Source organism: Rhizobium sp. 862_C5_N1_2 (assembly GCF_051811205.1).
In the GTDB taxonomy this organism is placed as follows: Bacteria; Pseudomonadota; Alphaproteobacteria; order Rhizobiales; family Rhizobiaceae; genus Rhizobium; species Rhizobium leguminosarum.
In genome coordinates, this window is record NZ_JBPWPT010000004.1 from 296955 (window position 1) to 317369 (window position 20415).

The window sequence follows — 20415 nt, forward strand, 5'->3', positions numbered from 1 at the left end:
CTATTCCGCGGCAGGTTTGAGGGGTTCGCCGTAGCGGCGCATCGGCTTGTCAAATCCGCAGGACGTGCCGTCCTTGACCTTTATCTCGTCTTCCCACGGCAGGCGGTATTTGCCGGCGATCAGGTCGTGCATGTAGGTGTAGGGCGCATCCTGGGCGCCGCCGGCGACGGCGACATAGCCGCGATGGCCGAACTGGTAGATATTGTTCTCCACGCCCCAGCCGAGCCGGGCCTCGCGCACCAGGTCGGGACGCACCTCGGCGGTGATGATCTCGTTGGGCCGGCCGGAGGTGCCGTGGGCGATGATCGTGCCGTCGAAATTGCAGATCATGCCTTCACCCATGGAATCGAACGTGCCGTCCGAGCCGCACATGCAGACATTCGCGGTGATCATCAGATTGCAGAAGGCGTTCGCCTGGTTGGTGAAGCGCCAGGCATCGCGGATCGGCGCCGTGTAGCCGGCGGTGCGGATCATGATTTCGGCGCCCTTATAGGCGCATTCGCGCGCCATCTCCGGGAACATGCCGTCATGGCAGACAATCAGCGCGAGCTTGGCGCCCCGCGGGCCCTCGATGACAGGGATGCCAAGATCGCCGGGCTCCCAGGGCTCGACGGGGATCCAGGGATGCATCTTGCGGTAATAGAGCTTCAACTCGCCCTGATCGTCGATGACGATGCCGGAGTTGTAGGGCATGCCGCCAGGGTTCAGCTCCATGATCGAGAAGCAGCCCCAGATCCGGTTGTCCCTGCAGGCCTGCTTGAAGGCCGCGACCTCCGGCCCGTCGAGCGTGCACATGATCTCCGGATTGATGTCCATGGAAAGGCCATGCAGCGCGTATTCGGGAAAGACCACGAGGTCCATGCCCGGTTGGTTGCGCCGCGCTTTGGCCACCAGATCGACGATCACCTGCGTCTGTTTTGCCAGATCCACTTTGGTGACGGTCACCGGCAGTTGGAGCTGCACCAGGCCGATACCGATGCCGTGTTCGGATTTGTTGAGACCGCCAAGTCCGTTCATCGGGATGCTCCGTTATTTCGTGAGCGACAGCGCACCCGGCGCACCGGCGAGCGAGCGGGTGGGCGAGGAGGTGGCGATCAGGATGACGAGGGTGAGCACGTAAGGCGCGGCGTAAAAAAGGTAGTAGCCTTGTGTGACGCCGACCGATTGCAGCGCCGGGCCGAGCGCGCCGGCACCGCCGAAAAGCAGGGCAGCGAGAAAGCAGCCGATCGGGTTCCAGCGGGCGAAGATGACGAGGGCCACGGCCATCAGGCCCTGGCCTGACGAGATGCCTTCGTTCCATGAGCCCGGATAGTAGAGCGAGAGGTAGGCGCCGCCGATTGCCGCCAGCGAACCGCCCACTGCCGTCGCCAGCAGGCGAACTCGGTCCGGGTCGATGCCCATGGCCCGGGCCGCGTCGGTGCTGTCGCCGACGACGCGCAGGATCAGGCCGATGCGGGTGTTCTTGAAGGCCCAGAACAGGAAGAGGGCAAGTGCCGCGCCGATGAAGAACAGTACGTTGATATTGAGCGCCGCCTGCACCTGCGGAATGCTCGACCAGCCGCCGAGCGCAATCGAGGGCAGTTTCGGCGCGACCGGCTGGATGAAGGATTTGCCGAGGAAGAACGCCATGCCGAGACCGAACTGCATCATGGCGATGCCGATGGCGATGTCGTTGACCTTGGGGAACTTGCAGATCCAGCCGTGGATGAGGCCGAAGATCGCGCCCGCCATCATTGCGGCCAGCACGCCAAGGGTCGGCGAGCCGGTCATGACGGCCACCGCATAGGCCGTCATGGCGCCGAAAACCAGCGTGCCTTCGAGGCCGAGATTGATGCGGCCGGAGCGTTCGGTGATCGTCTCGCCGAGGCTGACGAAGATGAACGGGGTGGAAACGCGAATGGCGCCGGCGAAGATCGCCAGCGGCACGCCCCAGATGCCGATGCCTGTCTCCTCCATCAGAGGCTCCTTTTCCAGAGGTCGGGATTGAAGATCTTGAAGCGGCCGTAGAAGGTTTCGCAGAAGAGAATGACGATGAAGAGCGCCCCCTGCAGCACCAGAACCGTCGCATCCGGCAGGCCCATGCGCCGCTGGATGAGGCCGCCCGAGGCGTCGATGCCGCCGAGCAGGATCGCGACCGGAATGATCGCCAGCGGATTGTGCCTGGCGAGGAAGGCGACGAGGATACCGGTATAGCCGTAGCCGGCGGCAAGCGAGGCATTGGCACTTCCCTGCACCGCCGCCACTTCGATCATGCCCGCCAGGCCGGCAAAGCTGCCGGCAAGCGCGGTAAATCCGGCAATCAGCTTGCCGACCGGCAGTCCCTGGATCTGCGCGGCGCGCACGTTGCCGCCGGCGATGCGGGCGGCAAACCCGTAGCTCGTCGCCTCGATCACGATCCAGGAGAGCATGCAGGCGAGGATGCCGATCACGAGACCCCAATGCACGTCCATGCCGGGAATATTGCCGAGCATGTATTCCGCCGGCAGCGGCCTGGTCGACGGCTTGTTGAGGCTTGCAGGATCGCGCAGCAGCCCTTCGACGAACTGGTTCATCAGGGCAATGGCGATATAGGAGAGCAGCAGCGAGGAGATGGTTTCGTTGACGCCGCGGTAATGGCGCAGGAAACCGGCAAGGCCGATCCAGATGCCGCCGACCACCATGGCAGCGATTGCCATCAGAATGAGGGTGAGGAAAACAGGCGCGGTGCCGGCGAGCGGCAGAGCCATGGCTGCGGCGGCAACGCCGCCCAGCACGACCGCTCCTTCCCCGCCGATGATGACGAGGCCGAGACGGGCGGGCAGGGCGACGCAGAGTGCCGTCAGGAGAAGGGGTGCGGCACGACTTAAACTGTTCTGCACCGAAAACCAGCTGCCGAAGCCGCCGGTATACATCAGTTGAAAGAGGGTGGCCGGCGACTTGCCGACCGCCAGGATGAAGAGGGAGAAGAGCGCAAGACCGATCAGGATGGCCGCAAGGCCGATGACAACAGGCTCGGCTCGCCGCGCGACCCATTCGAGGACGGGGCGTAGCGAAGCCGGTTTTTCCACGATGGCTATTGCGGGATCATTGGCCTCGATGGTCATGGCGCTTCTCCCTTCGCGGCTTACGCCGTGGACCCGACAACGCCCTCGACCAGGTAATTCATGCTTTCGAGCTCGATCGCGTCTTCGGCATAGCTCTTGTCGGCAGCCACGACGGTGTCGCCCTTATTGTCCTTCAAGGGTCCCTTGAAGACCGAGAAGCCGCCCTTCATCATCTCCGCCTGCGTGGCTTCGAAGGCCTTGCGGCCCTCCGCGGACACGCCGGGGCCGAGCGCGCTCATCTTCACGAAGCCGTCCTTCAGGCCACCGCGCACGAAGTTGCCGAGCTTTTCGCCGGCCTGCGCCTTCTTGACGAAGTCGCTGTAGACGTTACCCCAGGCCCACTCGGCGCCGGTGAGGTACTTTTCGGGAGCAAGCGGGCTCTGGTTGGCGTGATAGCCGCAGACGAAGGCGCCGCGGCCGGCAGCAGTCTCGACAACCACTTTGGGGCTGTCGACGTGGCAGGTGATGACGTCAGCGCCCTGGTCAACCAGCGCATTGGTGGCTTCGGCCTCCTTGACGGCAAGCGACCATTCGCCGGTGAAGATCACCTGGCAGGTGATACCAGGATCGACCGTGCGTGCGCCGAGCAGGAAGGCGTTAATATTCTGCAGAACCTGTGGAATCGGCTTGGCGGCGACGAAGCCGATCTTCTTGCTCTTCGTCGCATGGCCGGCGGCGATGCCGTTCAGATACTGGCCCTGGAAGATATAGCCGAAATAGGAGCCCGTATTGGCCGGGTTCTTGCCTTCCTGCCAGAGACCGCCGCAATGCCGGAACTGGATGTCGGGATGTTTAGCGGCCACGGCCAGCATGTGTGGGTCGAAGTAGCCGAAGGAGGTCGGAAAGAGCAGGGTCGCGCCGTCCAGGTTGATCATGGATTCCATCGTCTTCTGGACGTCGACGGTTTCCGGCACATTCTCTTCTTCGACCAGCGTCACGCCCGGTAGCGCCTTGATAACGGCCGCACCCTCCGCATGCGCCTGGTTATACCCGTAGTCGTCCTTGGGGCCGACATAGATGAAGCCGACGGTCAGCGCGGTTTGGGCTGCGGCGGAGGAGCCGATCAGGCCGGGCATGGCGCCGGCGAGCGCACCGGCAGCGGAAGCCTGGAGGAAATTGCGGCGGTTCATGGAAAGGAGTTTGGTCATCGGAATGCTCCTTGCGGCGCTGGGCCGGTTGTGAACGGGTACAGAAAAGTGCATGCAATGCATGTGCCAGAAATTAATCTATTGTTTTTTATAGATTATCTGAAACGACAAGATCTGCGCATTGCAAAGTGCATGCAGATTGATCGAATCTTTGCGCAAAAAGTAATCAATAGATATTTCTTGTTCGTTGTTACTGCGCGGTTGGCATAAAGTCGGATTGCCTGAGGTGCTCGTGCATCAGAAAGCGAAAATTTAACAATATCTTCTCCACTAGATTTGACTTATCGAGTCTCGAACCGCATCTGTATGCAGAATGTTGACGTGAGCAGATTCGTATTGTGAAGCAGACTAGGCGCAGAGAAGTGATCCGTACCGGGACCACCGTCGAACAGATGGTGCGAGCGATTGCCGACATGATCGTCACGGGTGAAATCCTGCCGGGCGCGAAGTTGGACGAGGTGTCGCTCGCGGTTCGTTTCGACGTTTCGCGCACGCCGGTACGCGAGGCTCTGCGTGAGCTGGGCGCCATGGGATTGATTGCGCGTGAGCCAAACCGCAGTGCCGTCGTTACCAATGTCACCGAGGCTTATCTGCATTCGATGTTCGAAGCGATGGCCGAACTCGAAGCGATCTGCGCCAGGCTCTCGGCCGAGCGTATGACGGTCGACGAGCGGCGCGCGCTGGAGCTGGAGCATCGGGGATCGGTGAGGCTCGTGCATGCCGGCGCGGAGGAAGAATATTCGGCTCACAATACCGAATTTCACACCCGGCTTTATCGTGGCGCGCATAATGATCATGTCTTCGAGATGGTGACGCAGACGCGGGCGCGGCTTGCGCCTTTTCGGCGGGCGCAGTTCCGTCTGCCTGGGCGTCTGGCAAAATCCTATGAGGAGCACGGCCGGATCGTCACCGCGATCATGCGCGCGGACGCAGCCGCCGCGGGGCAGGCGGCATATTCCCATGTGGAAATTGTCAGCGATGCCAGCGCGGTCTTTGCAACGCCCGGGGAGTAAAGGGGGGCAACGCCTAAAATCAGGCGCTGCCGGACCCGCCACGAAGACGAAAAAATCAAGGCCGGCAAGCGCCGAGGTTATTTCCCGGTTTCTACTCCGCCGCTTCGATGAAGCGGTGGCGTTCATAGAGGAATTTCAGCACGGCTTCACGGCATTTGAGATATGTCCGATCGGAGGCGAGCTCGATGCGATGGCGGGGGCGGGGCATGGTCACATCGAGCACTTCGCCGATACGGGCCGCCGGGCCGTTGGTCATCATGACGATGCGATCGGACAGCAGCACCGCTTCATCGACGTCATGGGTAATCATCACCATCGTATTGCCAAGCCGTGCGTGGATTTCCATCACCGCGTCCTGAAGATGGGCGCGGGTCAGCGCATCGAGTGCGCCGAAGGGCTCGTCGAGCAGCAGGATCTTCGGCTCCATCGCAAGCGCGCGGGCAATGCCGACGCGCTGTTTCATGCCCCCGGAAATTTCCGAAGGCCGCTTATCCCTCGCATGCGCCATTTGCACAAGGTCGAGGTTGGCCATGACCCAGTCATGCCGCTCGGCCTTGGTCTTCGTTCTGCTGAAGAGTTTGGAGACGGCGAGATTGACGTTCTCATAGACCGTCAGCCAGGGCAGCAGCGAGTGGTTCTGGAAGACGACGGCGCGCTCCGGTCCCGGTCCGTTGACCTCTCGGTTTTCAAGCAGCACGGCGCCCGCCGAAACCGGCGTCAGGCCGGCGATAAGGTTGAGGAGAGTGGACTTGCCGCAACCCGAATGGCCGATGATCGAGACGAATTCGCCTGCGGATATCGTCAGGTTGATATCCTTCAGGACCTCGGCGCGGACGCCGCCCCGATCGAAATGTTTGTCGATATGATCGAGCTTAAGATAGGCGTTCATAAATACCTCCCTCAGTTGGCCATGGCGCCGCGGGTGATGAGTTTGCCGAGCGCAGCCACCAGTTTGTCGAGAGCGAAGCCGACGATGCCGATATAGACGAGCGCGACGATGATGTCCGAAAGGCGCGACGAGTTCCACGCGTCCCAGATGAAGAAGCCGATGCCGACGCCGCCCGTCAGCATTTCGGCCGCGACGATGGCGAGCCAGGAGAGGCCGACGCCGATCCTGAGGCCGGTGAAGATGTAGGGCGCTGCCGATGGCAGCATGATCTTCCAGAAAAATTCGAACTGATTGAGGCGCAGCACCTCGGCGACATTGCGGTAATCCTGCGGGATATTGCGGACGCCGACGGCGGTGTTGATGATCACCGGCCAGATCGAAGTGATGAAGATAACGAAGATCGCCGAAGGGTTGGAATCCTGGAATGCCGCGAGCGACAGCGGCAACCAGGCGAGCGGCGGAACCGTCCGCAGTACCTGGAAGATCGGATCGAGGCCACGCATCGCCCAGACCGACTGGCCGATGATCGCACCGACGATGACGCCAGCGACCGCGGCAAGGCCAAAGCCATAAACGACGCGCTGCAGCGAAACGAGCACGCGCCAGCCGAGCCCGATATCCTGGGAGCCGTAGTTGAAAAACGGAAAGGCGATCAGGTCAAAGCTATCCTGCCAGACCCGATGCGGCGAAGGCAAAGACGCATCGGCCGATGAACAGAGCACCTGCCAGACGAGCAGGATAAGTGCCAGCACGACGACCGGCGGGACGACATTGCGAAGTGCGGTCAGTACCGCTCGCCGAAAATCGATCCGCGATCCGTGTTTGCCGGAAAATGGCACAACCTTTGCTGCCGGCTTGGCAGAGGCGGCCATGGAGGGATTTTCTTTATTTGCCAGGGCGGACATCAACGCGCTCCTCACGTGAATGAAAGGCCGGCGCGCCCGTCGCGCGCCGGAGGCGGGGGTCAGGAGGCAGCCTTGATCGAAAGGCTGTCGAGATAGGCGGAAGGATTTTCGGGGTCGAAGACCTTGCCGTCGAAGAAAGTCTCCTTGCCACGAGAAGACGATGCGGGAATATCGGCCGCCGCGACGCCGAGATCCTTGGCGGCCTCGCGCCAGATATCTTCGCGGTTCACCTGGTTGACCAACGCCTTGATGTCGGTGCTCGCCGGCAGATTTCCCCAGCGGATGTTCTCCGTCATGAACCAGGTATCGTGGCTCTTGAACGGGTAGGAGGCGCCGTCCTTCCAGAACTTCATATAGAGGTCGGTGGCCTTGACCTCGCGGCCATTGCCATAATTGATGTCGCCCTTGAGGCGGCCGAGTACGTCCTTCGTCGGAACGTTGAACCATTGGCGCTTGCCGAGAATGTCAGCCATCTCCGCCTTGTTGTCCATGCTTTCGCACCACTGCTGAGCCTCCATGACAGCCATCAGCAGGGCCTTGGCAGCATTGGGATTCTTTTCGATCCAGTCGGCGCGCAGTCCGAGCGCTTTTTCGGGATGGCCCTTCCAGAGCTCGCCGGTGGTGGCTGCGGTAAACCCGATGCCCTGGTTGACGAGCTGCTCATTCCACGGTTCGCCCACACAGAAGACGTCCATGTTGCCGACCTTCATGTTGGCAACCATCTGCGGCGGCGGCACGACGATGGTCGAAACGTCCTTGTTCGGATCGATGCCGCCGGCGGCGAGCCAGTAGCGGATCCAGAGGTCATGAGTGCCGCCCGGGAAGGTCATGGCGGCCTTGATCTCCTTGCCCTCCGCCTTCTTTTTCTCGAATGCCGCCTTCAGCTTGGAGGAATCGAGCTGCACGCCGGTTTCGGCATATTCCTTGGCGACGGAAATGCCCTGGCTGTCGAGGTTGAGCCGGGCGAGGATCGCCATCGGCACCGGCTTATTGTTCTGCGTCACCTTGCCGGTATGCATGAGATAGGGGAGCGGCGAGAGGATATGGGCACCGTCGATGCCGTTTGCTGCGCCGCCCAGCACGAGATTGTCGCGGGTCGCACCCCAGGATGCCTGTTTGGCCACATCCGTTTCCGGAAGGCCATGCTTGTCGAAAAAGCCCTTTTCCTTGGCGATGATCAGCGGTGCGGAATCGGTGAGAGCGATAAAGCCGAGCTTGACACCTGTCACCTCAGGGCCTGCTCCGGCTGCGAAGGCGCCGGACGGAAAGGCAGCCTTGACGGCGCCGATGAGGGCAGCCGCTGCGGTCGTCTTGAGCATGCTGCGGCGGGTAATGCCGGTTGTCGAAATCCCAGTCTGCAAATTCTTTGTCATGCGCAGGTTCCCTCTGCTGGCTGAATTTGGACACAAAAAAACGCCGCCGGAATTTGCGTCCAGGGGATGAGAGAATCCCGGATTGCAAAGACCTTGCGACGTCGGTGTCTGTTGTAGGCGCTTATGCCGCGCCTATCTGCACCGGTCGCCGTTGACCGATGCGTCTCAGAACCTGCAAGCAGCGTGCCAATTTCGAGAGGAATTGGTAACAGCATGAAGCAAAAGGAGAAATGGTAAGAATTGACGAATGCTTATTTCTTAGGCTTTCTATTTTCTGCTTCCGTTTTGTGCGATTGCTAGCGTAGTGGCGGTCATGGGAGCGCTCTATTTGTGCAGTGCACGCAATATCGAAGCTACACGACGCAGGCGGCAGAATGGGTTCTGCTCGCTTTATTCGTCGGTATTTGCCAGCAGCAAAGCTCAAGAGGGAAGCGCAGGCGTGGCGATTGCCTCGCCATCACCTCATTTCATTGCAGCAAGGATACGAGGCCGTAGAACGCTGCGGATATTGCTGCAGCCGCTGGCATCGTAACGATCCAGGCTATCACGATGTTGCCGGCCAATCCCCAGCGCACGGCCGAGACACGACGAGCTGCGCCCACTCCAACGATTGCTCCGGTGATGGTATGCGTCGTCGAAACGGGAATACCGAGCCACGTCGCTCCGAAGAGTGTCAACGCTCCGCCCGTCTCTGCGCAGAAACCTTGCATGGGATTGAGCCGGGTGATCTTCGACCCCATGGTATGAACGATCCGCCATCCGCCAAAGAGCGTCCCGAGAGCCATTGCCGACTGGCAGGAAATGACCACCCAGAAAGGCACGTAGAATGTCGGGCCGAGATATCCCTGGCTGAACAAGAGCACCGCGATGATGCCCATCGTCTTCTGCGCATCATTCCCGCCGTGGCCAAGCGAATAAAGCGAAGCAGACACAAACTGCATGACGCGAAATGTGCGATCCACCGCAAACGGCGTTTGCCGGATGAATAACCAGGAGACGGCGAGCACCAGCACGAGGGCAAGCAGGAAGCCGATGGCTGGCGAAAGGAAAATGGCACCGACGGTCTTTAGGAGGCCGTTCCAGACGATCGAGCTGAAGCCCACCTTTGCCAGACCGGCCCCCACCAGCCCACCGACAAGCGCATGCGACGAGCTCGACGGAATCCCGAAAATCCAGGTAAGAATATTCCAAACGATGGCGCCCATGAGTGCGGCGAAAATCACTTGAGGCGAAACGATCGCAGGATCGATGATGCCGGTCCCCAGTGTTTCGGCCACGTGCAGGCCGAAGAACAGGAATGCGATGAAGTTGAAGAATGCTGCCCAGGCGACCGCATATTGCGGCCGCAGGACGCGGGTCGAGACGATCGTGGCAATCGAATTGGCCGCGTCATGCAGACCGTTGAGAAAATCGAAGAACAGGGCGACGACGACCAAGCCGACAAGCAGCGGCAGAGCGAGGGAGGCTTCCATCAGACGTTCTCGATGAGAATGCCGCTGATTTCGTTGGCGACATCCTCGAAGCGGTCGACGACTTTCTCCAGCTCTCCGTAAATTTCGCTTCCGATCATGTAGGCCATCGCATTGCCGCTGGCGCCATGTCGCAGAAACAGATCCTTCAAACCCTGGTCGTGGAGCTCATCGGAACGTCCCTCCACGCGGGTGACCTCCTCCGCGATGGCCGCGAGGCGCTGCGCATTGGCTCCCAATCTGTCGAGGAGGGGTATCGCTTCCGCGACAAGGTTTGCCGCCTTGACGATTTCACTGCCCATCTCCTGCATGAGCGGATCGAAGCTGGATTGCTCGAACAAGCGGATCGTCTTGACTGTCTTGTGCATCATGTCGATCGCATCATCCATCGACTGAATGAGGTCTTTGATGTCTCCCCGGTCGAAGGGCGTGATGAAGCTTCGTCGAACGGCAAGAAGAACGTCACGCGTGACGTCGTCCGCCTCGTTTTCCAATGCGACGATTCGATCGCAGTTTTCCTGAACGTCATTGCCCTTCAGAAGTTGATCGAGGGCGTGCGCCGCAGCAACGACGGTCTTCGAGTGCTTGGAAAACATTTCAAAGAATCTGTCTTCCCGTGGCATCAGCTTGCGAAAAATGCTCATCATGCCTGCGAACCTTCCTCGTGCGGCCGATTGTCATAAAAGTGTCATAAACACGCTCAGGCAATTGAAGCAACATGCAAATTCGGTAATTCAATCAATATGACACCTAGCAAAAAAGCCAGGAAGCCTCGACCGGACAAGTCCCAACCACTGCTGCGACAGCTCGCTGCTGTTCCTGAAGTGCTGTTCGCCGGTGCATTCCGTCAACAATATGGTGCTATTTGCTTCCGTCACGGCAATGCCGGATCCGAGGTCGAAATCCTGGTGATCACGTCTCGCGAGAGCGCGCGCTGGGTCATCCCGAAAGGATGGCCGATGAAGGGGAAAAAGCCTTTCGAAGCAGCAGCAATCGAGGCCTGGGAGGAGGCAGGCGTACGCGGGGTGGTGAAGAAGAAGCCGGTCGGCCGCTATACCTATCTGAAAGAACTCGACAATGGCGATGTGGCGCCCTGTATCGTCGACATGTTTCAGATTGAAGTCACGGAGGTCAGCGGCGATTTCAAGGAGCGGGGTCAGCGTATTCTCGAATGGGTCAGCCCGGATGAAGCGGCAAGACGCGTTCGCGAGATCGAACTCAAGTCGCTGCTCGTCCAATTTGACGCGCGCGGTGGCAAGAAACGCGATCGCGGCTGACCACGGGCTTTTTCGGCGACACGTTACAGCGCCGCGCGTCTTTTTAAGGAATTATGCAGTAGGTGTTTGATCCCGAAACCCGCCTTCCGCACCCCTATCGCTCGAATGGTTCGCCGAGTGAAGCGACGCCGTTCAGTTTCAGCAGACGACGGTCGGCGGAGATGATGCCGAGCACGATGATCGTGACGAGATATGGCAGGCTCGAGAGCAATTGCGAGGGAACGTCCAGTCCGGTTGCCTGGGCTGCAAGCCCCATCAGCGAGACCGCCCCGAACAGGCAGGCCCCGAGGAAGATCCGGCCGGTGAGCCAAGTCCCGAAAACGACGAGGGCGATGGCGATCCAGCCGCGCCCGGCGATCATCCCGTCGGCCCAGAGTGGGGTATAGACCACCGACGCATAGGCACCGGCGAAGCCGGCCATCGCACCGCCGAAGGCGATAGCGAGAACGCGGACTGATATTACCGAATAGCCGATCGCGTGAGCGGCCTTCGGGTTCTCGCCAACGGCGCGGACGATGAGCCCAAGCTTGGTGTAGGCAAATATGGCCCAGAGAGCGAGGGTCGCGGCGAGTGAAATCCACACGACGATGTCCTGGACGAAAAGGCCGCCGACAATCGGCAATTCCGAAAGCCCGGGAAGGGCAAGCTTCGGAAGTCCCCTGACCGTGAGGCTTTCATAGGTCTTGCCGAAAAGCGCGGAGAGGCCCTGGCCGAGAATGCCGATGGCAAGGCCCGCTGCCACTTGGTTTGCCCGGAATCCCAGTGTGACCAAGGCGAAGAGCAGGGAAAGGACAGCGCTGCCGAGCCCCGCGACGACGAAGCCCAGGAGATGTCCGCCGCCCTGGTAGACGATAATGAAGGCGAGCACGGCACCGAAGGCCATCAATCCCTCGACCCCGAGGTTGAGGACGCCGGCGCGCTCGGCCACCAGTTCGCCGAGGGCTGCCAGAAGAAACGGTGTCGCAGCCGCAAGCATGCCGGCAAGAATGAACTCGATGGCGTTCATGATGGGCTCCGATGGACGGCGCGTCGCCATTCAAGGCGATAGCGCACGAAGGCGACTGCGATCAGGTAAGCGAGCAGCAGGCTACCCTGGAAGACACGGACGGCGGCGATCGGCAGGTTGGCCGAGACCATGGCATTGTCGCCACCGATATAGATGACCGCCACGACCAGCGCCGAGACCACGATGCCGATCGGATGCAGGCCGCCGAGATAGGCGACGATGATGGCCGCATAACCATAGCCGCTCGCGACCGAACGCTGCAACTGCCCGAGCGGGCCTGCGACTTCGGCGGCACCGGCAAGACCGGCCGCAAAACCGCCGATCAGCAGCGAAAGCCAGATCGCCCAACCTTCCTTAAAGCCAGCATAGCCGGCAGCCCGCGGCGCCAGACCGCCGACCTGCAGCTTGTAGCCGATGAAGCTCCTCTGCATGAAAACCCAGGCCGCAACCGACAAGGCGAGCGTGATGAGGAATGAGACATTGAGGCGGGTACCGGCGATTAGGGTAGGCACCATCGCATCATACTGGAACATCACCGACTGGGGGAAGTTGAAGCCGTTCGGATCCTTCCAGGGGCCGAGCAGCAGGTAGTTCAGCAGTTGCGCCGCAACGAGGCTCAGCATCAGTGAAACGAGGATCTCGTTGGCGTTGAGGCGCACGCGCCAGAAAGCGGTGAGAGAAGCCCATAGTGCGCCGCCGATGGCGCCGAGCAGCAGCATTGCCGGCCAGATCCACTGGCCCGTTGCCTGGGGAAACCAGACCGGAATGGCAGAGGCGAAGATCGCACCGAGAATGAACTGGCCTTCGGCGCCGATGTTGAAGACCTTGGCGCGAAAGCCGATCGCCAGTCCCTGTGCGATCAGAAGGAGCGGGCCTGCCTTTAAAAGCACTTCCGAAAATGACGCCCAGGAGAGGAAAGGCTCGAAAAGCATCGCATAAACGACCGCGACAGGGTCACGGCCCATCAAGATGTAAAGGCCGAGGTTGAGCGCGATTGCTATGACAAGTGCTATGACGGGCGCCAGCAAGGTCGCAGCAAGCGAGGCGCGCTCCCGGCGGACCAGGGTGGGAACGAAAGCAGGGGACCAAGCACTCATAGATGGACTTTCTCGGGCGAGGCTTGAGCCCCGGTCATGTATCGGCCGATCTCCTCGGGCTTCGTGTCCCGCGTTGCGAGCGGCGGGCTGAGCCGGCCGTGATGCAGCACCTGGATGGAATCGCAGAGCTCGAACAGTTCTTCCAGCTCCTCGGAAATGACGAGGATCGCCATGCCCTGATTGCGCAATGCGACCAGGCGGCTGCGGATGGCGGATGCAGCGCCGATATCGACGCCCCAGGTCGGCTGCGCCACGAAAAGCAATTGGGGAGACAGCATGATTTCCCGGCCAACGATGAACTTCTGCAGATTGCCGCCGGACAGGGTGCCGGCTTCCGCATCCGGGCCTGGCGTGCGCACATCATACTGACGGATGCAATCCTTGGTGAACGCCATCGCCCGCGCCCTGTCGACGAGACCGTGCCGCAAAAGCTTGAGCGGATGGGCGGTCAGCAGGCTGTTGAGGGCGAGCGACATTTCAGGTACGGCGCCGCGTCCGAGCCGGTCTTCCGGAACGAAGGCAAATCCGAGCCTCCGCCGCGCGGCCGCATCGAGCCTGCCGACATCGATCCCCATCATGTAGATCCGGTCGCGTTGGTCGCGCCCCAGTACCGTCTCACCTGAAATCAATGCAGCAAGCTCGCTTTGGCCGTTGCCCGAAATACCGGCGATCCCGAGGATTTGGCCGGCACGCACTTCGAGGCTGATGCCGGAGAGCGGCACCGCGAAGGGATCGTCGGGCTGATAATCCAACCCGATGATCTCCAGTCGCTTTTCCCCGCCAGACAGCGGCAGCGCCGAGATGGGGGCGGGCATCTCGCGACCGATCATCATACGGGCAAGGTCATGGGCATCATATTCGCGCGGGTCGACATCCCCGGTCACCCGTCCGCCGCGCAGGATCGTCGCCCGGTCACAGATCGCCCGGATTTCTTCCAGCTTGTGGGAGATCAACAGGATGGAGACGCCGCCGTCGCGCAGCCGGCGCAGCGTGTCGAAGAGCTTCTCCACCAATTGCGGCGGCAGGACGGAGGTGGGCTCGTCGAGGATCAGCAGCTTCGGATCGGTCATCAGGCTTCGGATGATCTCCACCCGTTGCCGCTCGCCGACCGACAGCGCATGCACATGGGCGAGCGGGTCGACCTCAAGGCCGAATTCCCGTCCAAGCGTCCGAATGCGTTGCTTGAGCTCAGCCTTGCGACCCGGCACGACCAGCCGAATATTCTCAAGGACGGTCAGGGTCTCGAACAGCGAAAAATGCTGGAAGACCATGCCGATGCCGTGGCGCCTCGCCTCGGCGGGGGAGGAGAGGCGCAAGGGTTCTCCTTCCCAGACGACGTCGCCGTCGTCCGGTTGCTCGACGCCGTAGATCAGCTTCATCAGCGTCGATTTTCCCGCTCCGTTTTCTCCGAGGATCGCATGGATCGATTGCGGAGCCACGTCCAGATCGATTGCCTGATTGGCGTGGATCTGGCCGTAGCTCTTCGAAATGCCGCGCAGCGACAGGAGCGGGGTCGTCATGACTTATTTCGGCAACGGCGTGGACACGCCCTTGACGTGCCAGTTCATGGCGATGATCTCGGGGTCGGCCATGGTTGCGCCGGATGCGACACCCTCGCTGCCGTCGGCCTTGGTGATCGGCCCGGTGAAGGGCGAGAAGCTGCCGTCGGCGATCTTTGCCTCGATCTCCTTGATCTTGGCCATCACGTCTGCCGGAACATCCGGATTCCAATCGACCACTTCGACGACCTTGTCGGCGACGCCGAGGAACGCATTGGCGCCCTTGAACGTGCCGGCGAGATGGGCGTCGACCGATGCCTTGAAGAACGGCGACCAGTCCGTCGAGATGCATCCGAGATAGGTTTTCGGTGCGTATTTCTTCATCGAGGAGTTGAGGTTGAAGGCGTAGACGCCGGCTTCCTCGCAGGCCGAGATGACGGACGGCGTGTCCTGGGCGTTGGAGAAGATCACGTCGCACTTCTGCGCGATCAAGGCTTTGGCGGCTTCCTGCTCCTTGGCCGGGTCGAACCAGGAATTGACCCACACCACCGAGACCTCGATATCGGGCTTGACGGCCTGGGCGCCGAGGGTGAAGGCGTTGATCGAAGTGATGAGTTCGGGAATGGCGAAGGCGGACACGGAGCCGAGCTTGCCGGTCTTGGAAAGCGCTGCTGCGGCCATGCCGAGCAGATAGGTGCCCTGGAAATATTTGGCGGCGAACGGCGAGAAGTTCGGAGCGACCTGGAAGCCGGAAGCATGCAGGACCGTAACACTCGGGTCGCGGCGGGCGATCTGCAGGGCGCCGTTCTGATAACCGAAAGAGCCGGCAACCAGGAATTTGTTTCCGTCGGCGACGGTCTTGTTCATGATGCGGTCGGCGTCCGGGCCTTCGGCGATATTCTCGAGCACGGTGACCTTCACCTTGTCACCGTAAGCGGCCTTGATCGGCTCGAGACCGGCCGCAAGTGCATGCCCCCAGCCGACGTCGCCGATCGGCGACGGGACGACGAGCGTGATGCCGAGCGGCTCGTCGGCCGCCAAAGCAAGACGGCTGCCGAGCACGCCGGCAAGGCCGGTGGCGGCAGCGGCCGTCATCAGGTTTCTGCGGGTCAGTTTGGTCATGTTCTCAGTTCCCTCTTTTGGTTTTTTAAAATTCCACGGCGGATAGTGCGGCCTCGGCATCGGCTGACAGCTTGGCCTCGTCGAGACCGGGGAATTCGCCCTTCTGCCAGACGATGCGGCCATTGGTCATGGTCATATCGGTCGCCATGCCGATGCCGACGCGGGCAATCAGGCTCAGCGGATCGTGCCGCGTGCCGACATAATCCATGCGGCGGGTGTCGATCGCAAACAGGTCAGCGGCCATGCCGGGCGCCAGCCGGCCGATATCGCGCCGGCCGAGCAGGCTGGCACCCCCTGTCGTGCCGTAGCCGAGGAAATCGACCGGCGGCGGCACGGGATGGGCACGGCCGGAGGAGACGAGGCACTGCAGCATATAGGCGGAGTGCAGGCAGTGCATCAGGTTGGAATTGTCGTTGGAGGCCGCACCGTCGCAGCCGAGGCCTATGCGCAGGCCGAAGGCGGCCATGGCGGGAATGTCGGTAACCTCCGCGCCGACCAGATAGACCGGTTCCGGGCAGTGCGCCACACCGGTGCCGCTGGCCGCCATCTTCCTGAGTTCGTCGTGGGTCAGTTCCCAGCAATGGGCATAGAAGGCGTCGGGCCCGGCAAAGCCGAGTTCTTCCAGATAGTCGACCGTGCGCATGCCGTGGCGAGCCTGAATGACCGGGCTCTCGCCTTCCCCGACATGGGTATGCATCATGACGCCGCGATCGCGCGCCAATGCCACCGATTCCACAAAGGTCTCGCGATAGCAGTTCACCGGCTGGCAGGGCGCGACCACGACCTGACGCATGCTGAAGGGGCTGGTATCGTGGTAGGTCTCGATCAGCCGGGCGCAGTCAGCGATGAATTCGTCGGTCGTTTCCAGCATTTCGTCGGGAATGGTCGAGCCTTCCGACTTCGGCAGGGTATTGCCGCCGCGACCGGCATGGAAGCGCATGCCGAGCAGCTCGGCTGCTTCAAACTGGCGGTCGATCAGCCGCTTACCGGCATGCCGGGGGAAATTGTACTGGTGATCGAAGGCCGTAGTGCAGCCATGCTTGATCATCTCGGCCATCGCCGTGACCGAGGAGTGGTAAAAGCACTCCTCGTCGAGCTGTGAAAAGATCGGGTAGATGCGGTCCAGCCACTCGATCACCGAGAGCTTCGTCCAGTCGAGATCGGCGCGGTTGCGCACGAAGCACTGGAAGAAGTGATGATGGGTGTTGACGAGACCTGGATAGACAAACCAGCCGGCGGCATCCTGAACAGTCGTGCCGGCGGGCAGCGCATCCCTTCCCAGATTTTCGCCGATCGCCACGATCGCCGGACCGCTGGTCAGGAGATCGACATTGCGTTGGACGACCGGTCCCTTGCCCTCGTCGACAATCACGGCTGCGCAGTTCTTCAGGAGATATCCAGCCATGTCACGCCTCGCCCGGTTCGAGATGAGGTTCGGGCTTCAGCTCGTGCAGCCGGTGAATACCTGGCATCTCGATAAACCTGTCGAGGGCGCGCAGCGCGCGGGACCAGAGCCGGATGGCAGGATAAGCGTCCAGCGTGACGCCGCCATCGGGCGCCAGCGCCACATAGGGAAAGCAGGCGATGTCGGCAATTGTCGGCCGGTCGGCGGCGAGGAAGCGCATGCCGCGAAGGCCCTGCTCGACAAGCCCGGCTTCAAGCTCGCGAAGGGCGGCGATGCCCTGGGCCTGCAGCGCGCCGATATCGCCCGGCCGCAGCAGCATTTCATGGAGCCGCGCGCCACCGAGGCTTGCCGTCAGCCGGCCGGAAAAGGACAGCCATTGCTGCACCCGCGCCGCTTCCTCGGCCTTACCGCTGCCGAGCCATTCGGGTGCTGCCTTGGCGGCGAGATAGACGAGGATCGCCGACGATTCCGTCAGGATCAGGTCGCCATCCTCCAGGATCGGAATGGAGCCTGCCGGGTTGAGCGCAAGCAGCTCGGGGCCGCGATGCTCGGCGCCGGGATGGAAATCCACCGGGCGCAGGTCAAGCTTCACGCCGGTCAGCGCCGCCATCAGGCGCACCTTGTAGCAACTGGGCGAGAGTATGTAGTCGTAGAGCTTCATTGCGCCACCAGCTGTGCGCCGTAGGTATAATTGTGGCGCTTCAGCCAGCGCCTATAGGCGATCGATGTCAGATCGGCACGTGTCGGGATTTCCATGCCCGGGTCGAGCGGCAACAGCCGCGGGATCTGGTTTTCGAGGATCGACCGGTCCTGCAGAAAGATCGTCTGCTGGAAATGGATGAGATCGGTCATCGCGGTCTCGTCGTCGAAAAGCGCCATCCATGGCCAGACGTCGCAGAGGTCCTCAGCCAGCGGCTGCACGAAGAGCGTGATGACATCCCATTCGCTCGGACGCGGCGGGCAGGTCTTGTAAAGCACGGAGCAGGTGGGCGCCGGCACGCGGTACATATATTCCGTCGTGATCCCGCCGCTTGCCGATTTGGCGGCCTGCGGCTGGTAAAATTTCACCTGCGTTGCCCAGACCTCGTCTTCTTCCTCGCGGATCTCGACCTTGTAGTTCTGGACCTCGGTGTGCGGCTCTGCGCCGAGAATGTCGGTGTGGACGAAGGGGAAATGGGCGATGTCGAGAAAGTTCTCGACCGCACGCAGGGGCGAGCAGCGCACGCGCACCACGCCGACATCGACGAAGCGGCGACCGGGCTGATCGGCCTCGGGAATGGGGAAAAGTTCCTTCTTGGGCTCGCCGAGGGAGGACCAGACATGACCGTAACGCACACGCACCGGCAGAACGCGGCCATCGCCGCCCGTCACCTTCGCATTGCCATCGGCATCGCGCGCCACTTCGATCGACTCGCCCATCAGCGCCGTCGTGCGACCGGCGCTGTCGAGCTGGCTGAAAAGCCCGACTGGATACCATTCGTTAATCATCGCCTGCATGGTCATTGCGCGATCTCCCTCTGAAGACCCTCAGCTCGGCGGCGCAGGCTCTCGGCGGCGCGTGAAGCGCGGATGCCCGCTGCGGGGCCGGCGTCAGCCTTCAGCAGCACATGGATCAGCGTCTGTCCGTCTTCCCAAGCGGATAATAACAGACAGACGGCCCCGGTGGATGCATCGAACTCGACAAAACCTTCGGGGCTCGCCTTCGCACCGGCCGCCGCCTCGATCGCCGCGAGGCCGGCGAACGCCGTCAGCGAACGCAAGGGGGTGAGGCCATCAAACCTCGGTGGCTTCGAAGCGGGCGTACCCACAGCCACCCAGATCACGCTGTCTGTTTCCTCGACGTCATGGGTGGCGACGCGAATGGTTTCCGGTGGCGTCAGCCCCGGATGGGCGGGAATGCGGAGACAGTTTCCGGCCTGGCCGTAGCTCCAGCCGTGATAGATGCAGGAGAGCGTCTCGCCGCGCACGAAGCCGTGAGACAAGCGCATGCCACGATGCGGACAGCGATCCGCCGATGCCGATATGTGCCCCGAAGCGCTGCGCCACAGGGCAATCGATCCGGCTGCCGTCCGTGCCGGCACTACGGTTCCGGCCGGCAAATCCCGGGAAAGGGCGACTGGCGTCCAAAAGCCGGTCGTAGCGGATGGCATGACTAGAGTTCCCAAACAAAATCATATGCTTGTCGAGCACGCTCCACCTCGGCATCGAGGCAATTCCACTCAACCTTATCAGGTTTGCATAATTATTTCGCATTGGCAACATTGAGTAAATAATATGCACGAGGGAAATACGCCACAGCCCGATACTAGGTCCTTTCGCCGCTGATCGCCGTGCGATCTATCCTCTCGACCCATACGTCGATGGGCCCGAGAGAGCATCCCATCTCCATCATGTCGATCAGCTCCTCCGGCCCAGCAACCTCAAGTTCGATCCGCATGGAACTCGTATGAGATATGGTGTGCGAGAGGCCAAGCTTGGCGGCATGGCGCCGGATCCAGGGGACAAAGGAAGCAGCCTTGAGATCACCGACAATCGTCATCCGCTCCTGGAAGTGAGTTGTATCTTGTCCCGTCATAAGGATCCCCGTCCTTGCTCTGCTACACCTTAGCGCCTGAATGACCTTGGCGAGGGGCATCGTCATGGCGAGGATATGGCGTCGGGGTTTCTTTTGCAAAAGTCCTCGGCGGTAGGCCTGACAGCTTCGACTTGTGAAACCGCGAAGTTTGTATTTAAACGAATATCGTGAAAAAGCTGGTTCGCTGGCTGCTTACGGAAACGATTGCGGCCGTCGTTCTGACCGGCTTCCGCTGGTATCGCTGTTTCCACCACCGACAGCCCCGATGATGAGATTGGCATCGCGCTCAACAATTCCATGCCTGGCCGAACAGCAGCTGGGGCTGCGCCAGGCTCGTAAACACCTTTGCCGATTCCTCGCCACCCCGCGGCTGCACCGCCGGCGACGCAACACGGTGGAGGTAATACTGCAGGGGTTGCACCCATGGCGCAGCCTAGCCGCGCGCGTCGAGTTGTGGCTCCCGCGCGGACTGCCGGCCTCGACGCCCCACAACATCGCGCTGTGCCGGCGCTTCGATGCTCACGCCGAGGCTGTTGCCCGTCACTTCACCGCCT

General features: G+C 61.4%; 20 protein-coding genes. 2 read left to right on the forward strand and 18 right to left on the reverse strand.

The features are described 5' to 3' along the window. The 4 genes from ACD590_RS34185 to ACD590_RS34200 are packed head-to-tail and all read right to left on the reverse strand — an operon-like array spanning position 1 to position 4231. A complete protein-coding gene (locus tag ACD590_RS34185) occupies positions 1-1017 on the reverse strand; it encodes a formamidase (RefSeq protein ID WP_247263917.1) in 1017 nt (338 codons plus the stop codon). 12 nt (positions 1018-1029) lie between these two features. Then, the gene (locus ACD590_RS34190) at positions 1030-1956 is read right to left on the reverse strand and encodes an ABC transporter permease (protein WP_247263916.1); all 927 of its coding nucleotides are present in this window, start codon (positions 1954-1956) and stop codon (positions 1030-1032) included. Continuing rightward, positions 1956-3083, reverse strand: coding sequence for an ABC transporter permease (locus ACD590_RS34195; protein ID WP_247263915.1), 1128 nt, complete (start codon positions 3081-3083; stop codon positions 1956-1958). The genes ACD590_RS34190 and ACD590_RS34195 overlap by 1 nt, the downstream gene beginning before the upstream one ends. Before the next feature lie 20 nt (positions 3084-3103). Next, a complete protein-coding gene (locus ACD590_RS34200) occupies positions 3104-4231 on the reverse strand; it encodes a BMP family ABC transporter substrate-binding protein (protein ID WP_018246796.1) in 1128 nt (375 codons plus the stop codon). Positions 4232-4569: 338 nt separating this feature from the next. Between ACD590_RS34200 and ACD590_RS34205 the strand changes: the two genes are divergently transcribed. After that, complete coding sequence (locus ACD590_RS34205) at positions 4570-5244, forward strand: GntR family transcriptional regulator (RefSeq protein ID WP_018246795.1); 675 nt, start codon at positions 4570-4572, stop codon at positions 5242-5244. A 91-nt stretch (positions 5245-5335) separates the two neighbouring features. Here ACD590_RS34205 and ACD590_RS34210 read toward each other — a convergent pair whose 3' ends face one another. The 5 genes from ACD590_RS34210 to ACD590_RS34230 all read right to left on the reverse strand — a co-directional run bounded on the left by ACD590_RS34210 (position 5336) and on the right by ACD590_RS34230 (position 10527). Then, complete coding sequence (locus ACD590_RS34210) at positions 5336-6133, reverse strand: ABC transporter ATP-binding protein (protein ID WP_018246794.1); 798 nt, start codon at positions 6131-6133, stop codon at positions 5336-5338. 11 nt (positions 6134-6144) lie between these two features. Next, positions 6145-7038, reverse strand: a complete 894-nt coding sequence (gene ntrB, locus ACD590_RS34215) for a nitrate ABC transporter permease (RefSeq protein ID WP_112908397.1) — start codon at positions 7036-7038, stop codon at positions 6145-6147. 59 nt (positions 7039-7097) lie between these two features. Then, a complete protein-coding gene (locus ACD590_RS34220) occupies positions 7098-8411 on the reverse strand; it encodes a CmpA/NrtA family ABC transporter substrate-binding protein (protein WP_028732376.1) in 1314 nt (437 codons plus the stop codon). Between the two features lie 467 nt (positions 8412-8878). Beyond that, complete coding sequence (locus tag ACD590_RS34225) at positions 8879-9883, reverse strand: inorganic phosphate transporter (RefSeq protein ID WP_247263913.1); 1005 nt, start codon at positions 9881-9883, stop codon at positions 8879-8881. Next, on the reverse strand, positions 9883-10527 hold the full coding sequence (locus ACD590_RS34230) for a DUF47 domain-containing protein (protein ID WP_018246790.1): 645 nt from the start codon (positions 10525-10527) through the stop codon (positions 9883-9885). The genes ACD590_RS34225 and ACD590_RS34230 overlap by 1 nt, the downstream gene beginning before the upstream one ends. Before the next feature lie 96 nt (positions 10528-10623). Between ACD590_RS34230 and ACD590_RS34235 the strand changes: the two genes are divergently transcribed. Next, on the forward strand, positions 10624-11157 hold the full coding sequence (locus tag ACD590_RS34235; RefSeq protein ID WP_018246789.1) for an NUDIX hydrolase: 534 nt from the start codon (positions 10624-10626) through the stop codon (positions 11155-11157). A 94-nt stretch (positions 11158-11251) separates the two neighbouring features. Here ACD590_RS34235 and ACD590_RS34240 read toward each other — a convergent pair whose 3' ends face one another. The 9 genes from ACD590_RS34240 to ACD590_RS34280 form a co-directional block, all read right to left on the reverse strand. After that, entirely contained in the window at positions 11252-12163 is a 912-nt protein-coding gene (locus ACD590_RS34240) for an ABC transporter permease (RefSeq protein WP_018449138.1), read from the reverse strand. Beyond that, positions 12160-13260 carry an ABC transporter permease gene (locus ACD590_RS34245; protein ID WP_439004319.1) on the reverse strand — a complete coding sequence of 367 codons (1101 nt, stop codon included), beginning with the start codon at positions 13258-13260 and terminating at the stop codon, positions 12160-12162. Before ACD590_RS34245 ends, ACD590_RS34240 begins: the two co-directional genes overlap by 4 nt. Further along, positions 13257-14780, reverse strand: a complete 1524-nt coding sequence (locus ACD590_RS34250) for an ABC transporter ATP-binding protein (RefSeq protein WP_047620482.1) — start codon at positions 14778-14780, stop codon at positions 13257-13259. The genes ACD590_RS34245 and ACD590_RS34250 overlap by 4 nt, the downstream gene beginning before the upstream one ends. A 3-nt stretch (positions 14781-14783) precedes the next feature. Beyond that, a complete protein-coding gene (locus ACD590_RS34255; RefSeq protein ID WP_018449141.1) occupies positions 14784-15881 on the reverse strand; it encodes a BMP family ABC transporter substrate-binding protein in 1098 nt (365 codons plus the stop codon). A gap of 25 nt (positions 15882-15906) precedes the next feature. After that, complete coding sequence (locus ACD590_RS34260; protein ID WP_247263912.1) at positions 15907-17286, reverse strand: amidohydrolase; 1380 nt, start codon at positions 17284-17286, stop codon at positions 15907-15909. A gap of 1 nt (position 17287) precedes the next feature. Then, on the reverse strand, positions 17288-17947 hold the full coding sequence (locus ACD590_RS34265; RefSeq protein WP_247263911.1) for a glutathione S-transferase family protein: 660 nt from the start codon (positions 17945-17947) through the stop codon (positions 17288-17290). Then, complete coding sequence (locus ACD590_RS34270; RefSeq protein WP_247263910.1) at positions 17944-18789, reverse strand: aromatic ring-hydroxylating oxygenase subunit alpha; 846 nt, start codon at positions 18787-18789, stop codon at positions 17944-17946. The genes ACD590_RS34265 and ACD590_RS34270 overlap by 4 nt, the downstream gene beginning before the upstream one ends. Then, entirely contained in the window at positions 18786-19436 is a 651-nt protein-coding gene (locus ACD590_RS34275; protein ID WP_439004320.1) for a Rieske 2Fe-2S domain-containing protein, read from the reverse strand. Before ACD590_RS34275 ends, ACD590_RS34270 begins: the two co-directional genes overlap by 4 nt. Positions 19437-19591: 155 nt before the next feature. Beyond that, positions 19592-19861, reverse strand: a complete 270-nt coding sequence (locus tag ACD590_RS34280) for an acylphosphatase (RefSeq protein ID WP_193445918.1) — start codon at positions 19859-19861, stop codon at positions 19592-19594. Positions 19862-20415: the final 554 nt, after the last annotated feature.

Excerpts from the sequence above, each read along its gene's own strand:
- ACD590_RS34185 (WP_247263917.1), bottom strand. The coding sequence starts at position 1,017 with ATGAACGGACTTGGCGGTCTCAACAAATCCGAACACGGCATCGGTATC.
- ACD590_RS34190 (WP_247263916.1), bottom strand. The coding sequence starts at position 1,956 with ATGGAGGAGACAGGCATCGGCATCTGGGGCGTGCCGCTGGCGATCTTC.
- ACD590_RS34195 (WP_247263915.1), bottom strand. The coding sequence starts at position 3,083 with ATGACCATCGAGGCCAATGATCCCGCAATAGCCATCGTGGAAAAACCG.
- ACD590_RS34200 (WP_018246796.1), bottom strand. The coding sequence starts at position 4,231 with ATGACCAAACTCCTTTCCATGAACCGCCGCAATTTCCTCCAGGCTTCC.
- ACD590_RS34210 (WP_018246794.1), bottom strand. The coding sequence starts at position 6,133 with ATGAACGCCTATCTTAAGCTCGATCATATCGACAAACATTTCGATCGG.
- ntrB (WP_112908397.1), bottom strand. The coding sequence starts at position 7,038 with ATGTCCGCCCTGGCAAATAAAGAAAATCCCTCCATGGCCGCCTCTGCC.
- ACD590_RS34220 (WP_028732376.1), bottom strand. The coding sequence starts at position 8,411 with ATGACAAAGAATTTGCAGACTGGGATTTCGACAACCGGCATTACCCGC.
- ACD590_RS34225 (WP_247263913.1), bottom strand. The coding sequence starts at position 9,883 with ATGGAAGCCTCCCTCGCTCTGCCGCTGCTTGTCGGCTTGGTCGTCGTC.
- ACD590_RS34230 (WP_018246790.1), bottom strand. The coding sequence starts at position 10,527 with ATGATGAGCATTTTTCGCAAGCTGATGCCACGGGAAGACAGATTCTTT.
- ACD590_RS34235 (WP_018246789.1), top strand. The coding sequence starts at position 10,624 with ATGACACCTAGCAAAAAAGCCAGGAAGCCTCGACCGGACAAGTCCCAA.
- ACD590_RS34240 (WP_018449138.1), bottom strand. The coding sequence starts at position 12,163 with ATGAACGCCATCGAGTTCATTCTTGCCGGCATGCTTGCGGCTGCGACA.
- ACD590_RS34245 (WP_439004319.1), bottom strand. The coding sequence starts at position 13,260 with ATGAGTGCTTGGTCCCCTGCTTTCGTTCCCACCCTGGTCCGCCGGGAG.
- ACD590_RS34250 (WP_047620482.1), bottom strand. The coding sequence starts at position 14,780 with ATGACGACCCCGCTCCTGTCGCTGCGCGGCATTTCGAAGAGCTACGGC.
- ACD590_RS34255 (WP_018449141.1), bottom strand. The coding sequence starts at position 15,881 with ATGACCAAACTGACCCGCAGAAACCTGATGACGGCCGCTGCCGCCACC.
- ACD590_RS34260 (WP_247263912.1), bottom strand. The coding sequence starts at position 17,286 with ATGGCTGGATATCTCCTGAAGAACTGCGCAGCCGTGATTGTCGACGAG.
- ACD590_RS34265 (WP_247263911.1), bottom strand. The coding sequence starts at position 17,947 with ATGAAGCTCTACGACTACATACTCTCGCCCAGTTGCTACAAGGTGCGC.
- ACD590_RS34270 (WP_247263910.1), bottom strand. The coding sequence starts at position 18,789 with ATGACCATGCAGGCGATGATTAACGAATGGTATCCAGTCGGGCTTTTC.
- ACD590_RS34275 (WP_439004320.1), bottom strand. The coding sequence starts at position 19,436 with ATGCCATCCGCTACGACCGGCTTTTGGACGCCAGTCGCCCTTTCCCGG.
- ACD590_RS34280 (WP_193445918.1), bottom strand. The coding sequence starts at position 19,861 with ATGACGGGACAAGATACAACTCACTTCCAGGAGCGGATGACGATTGTC.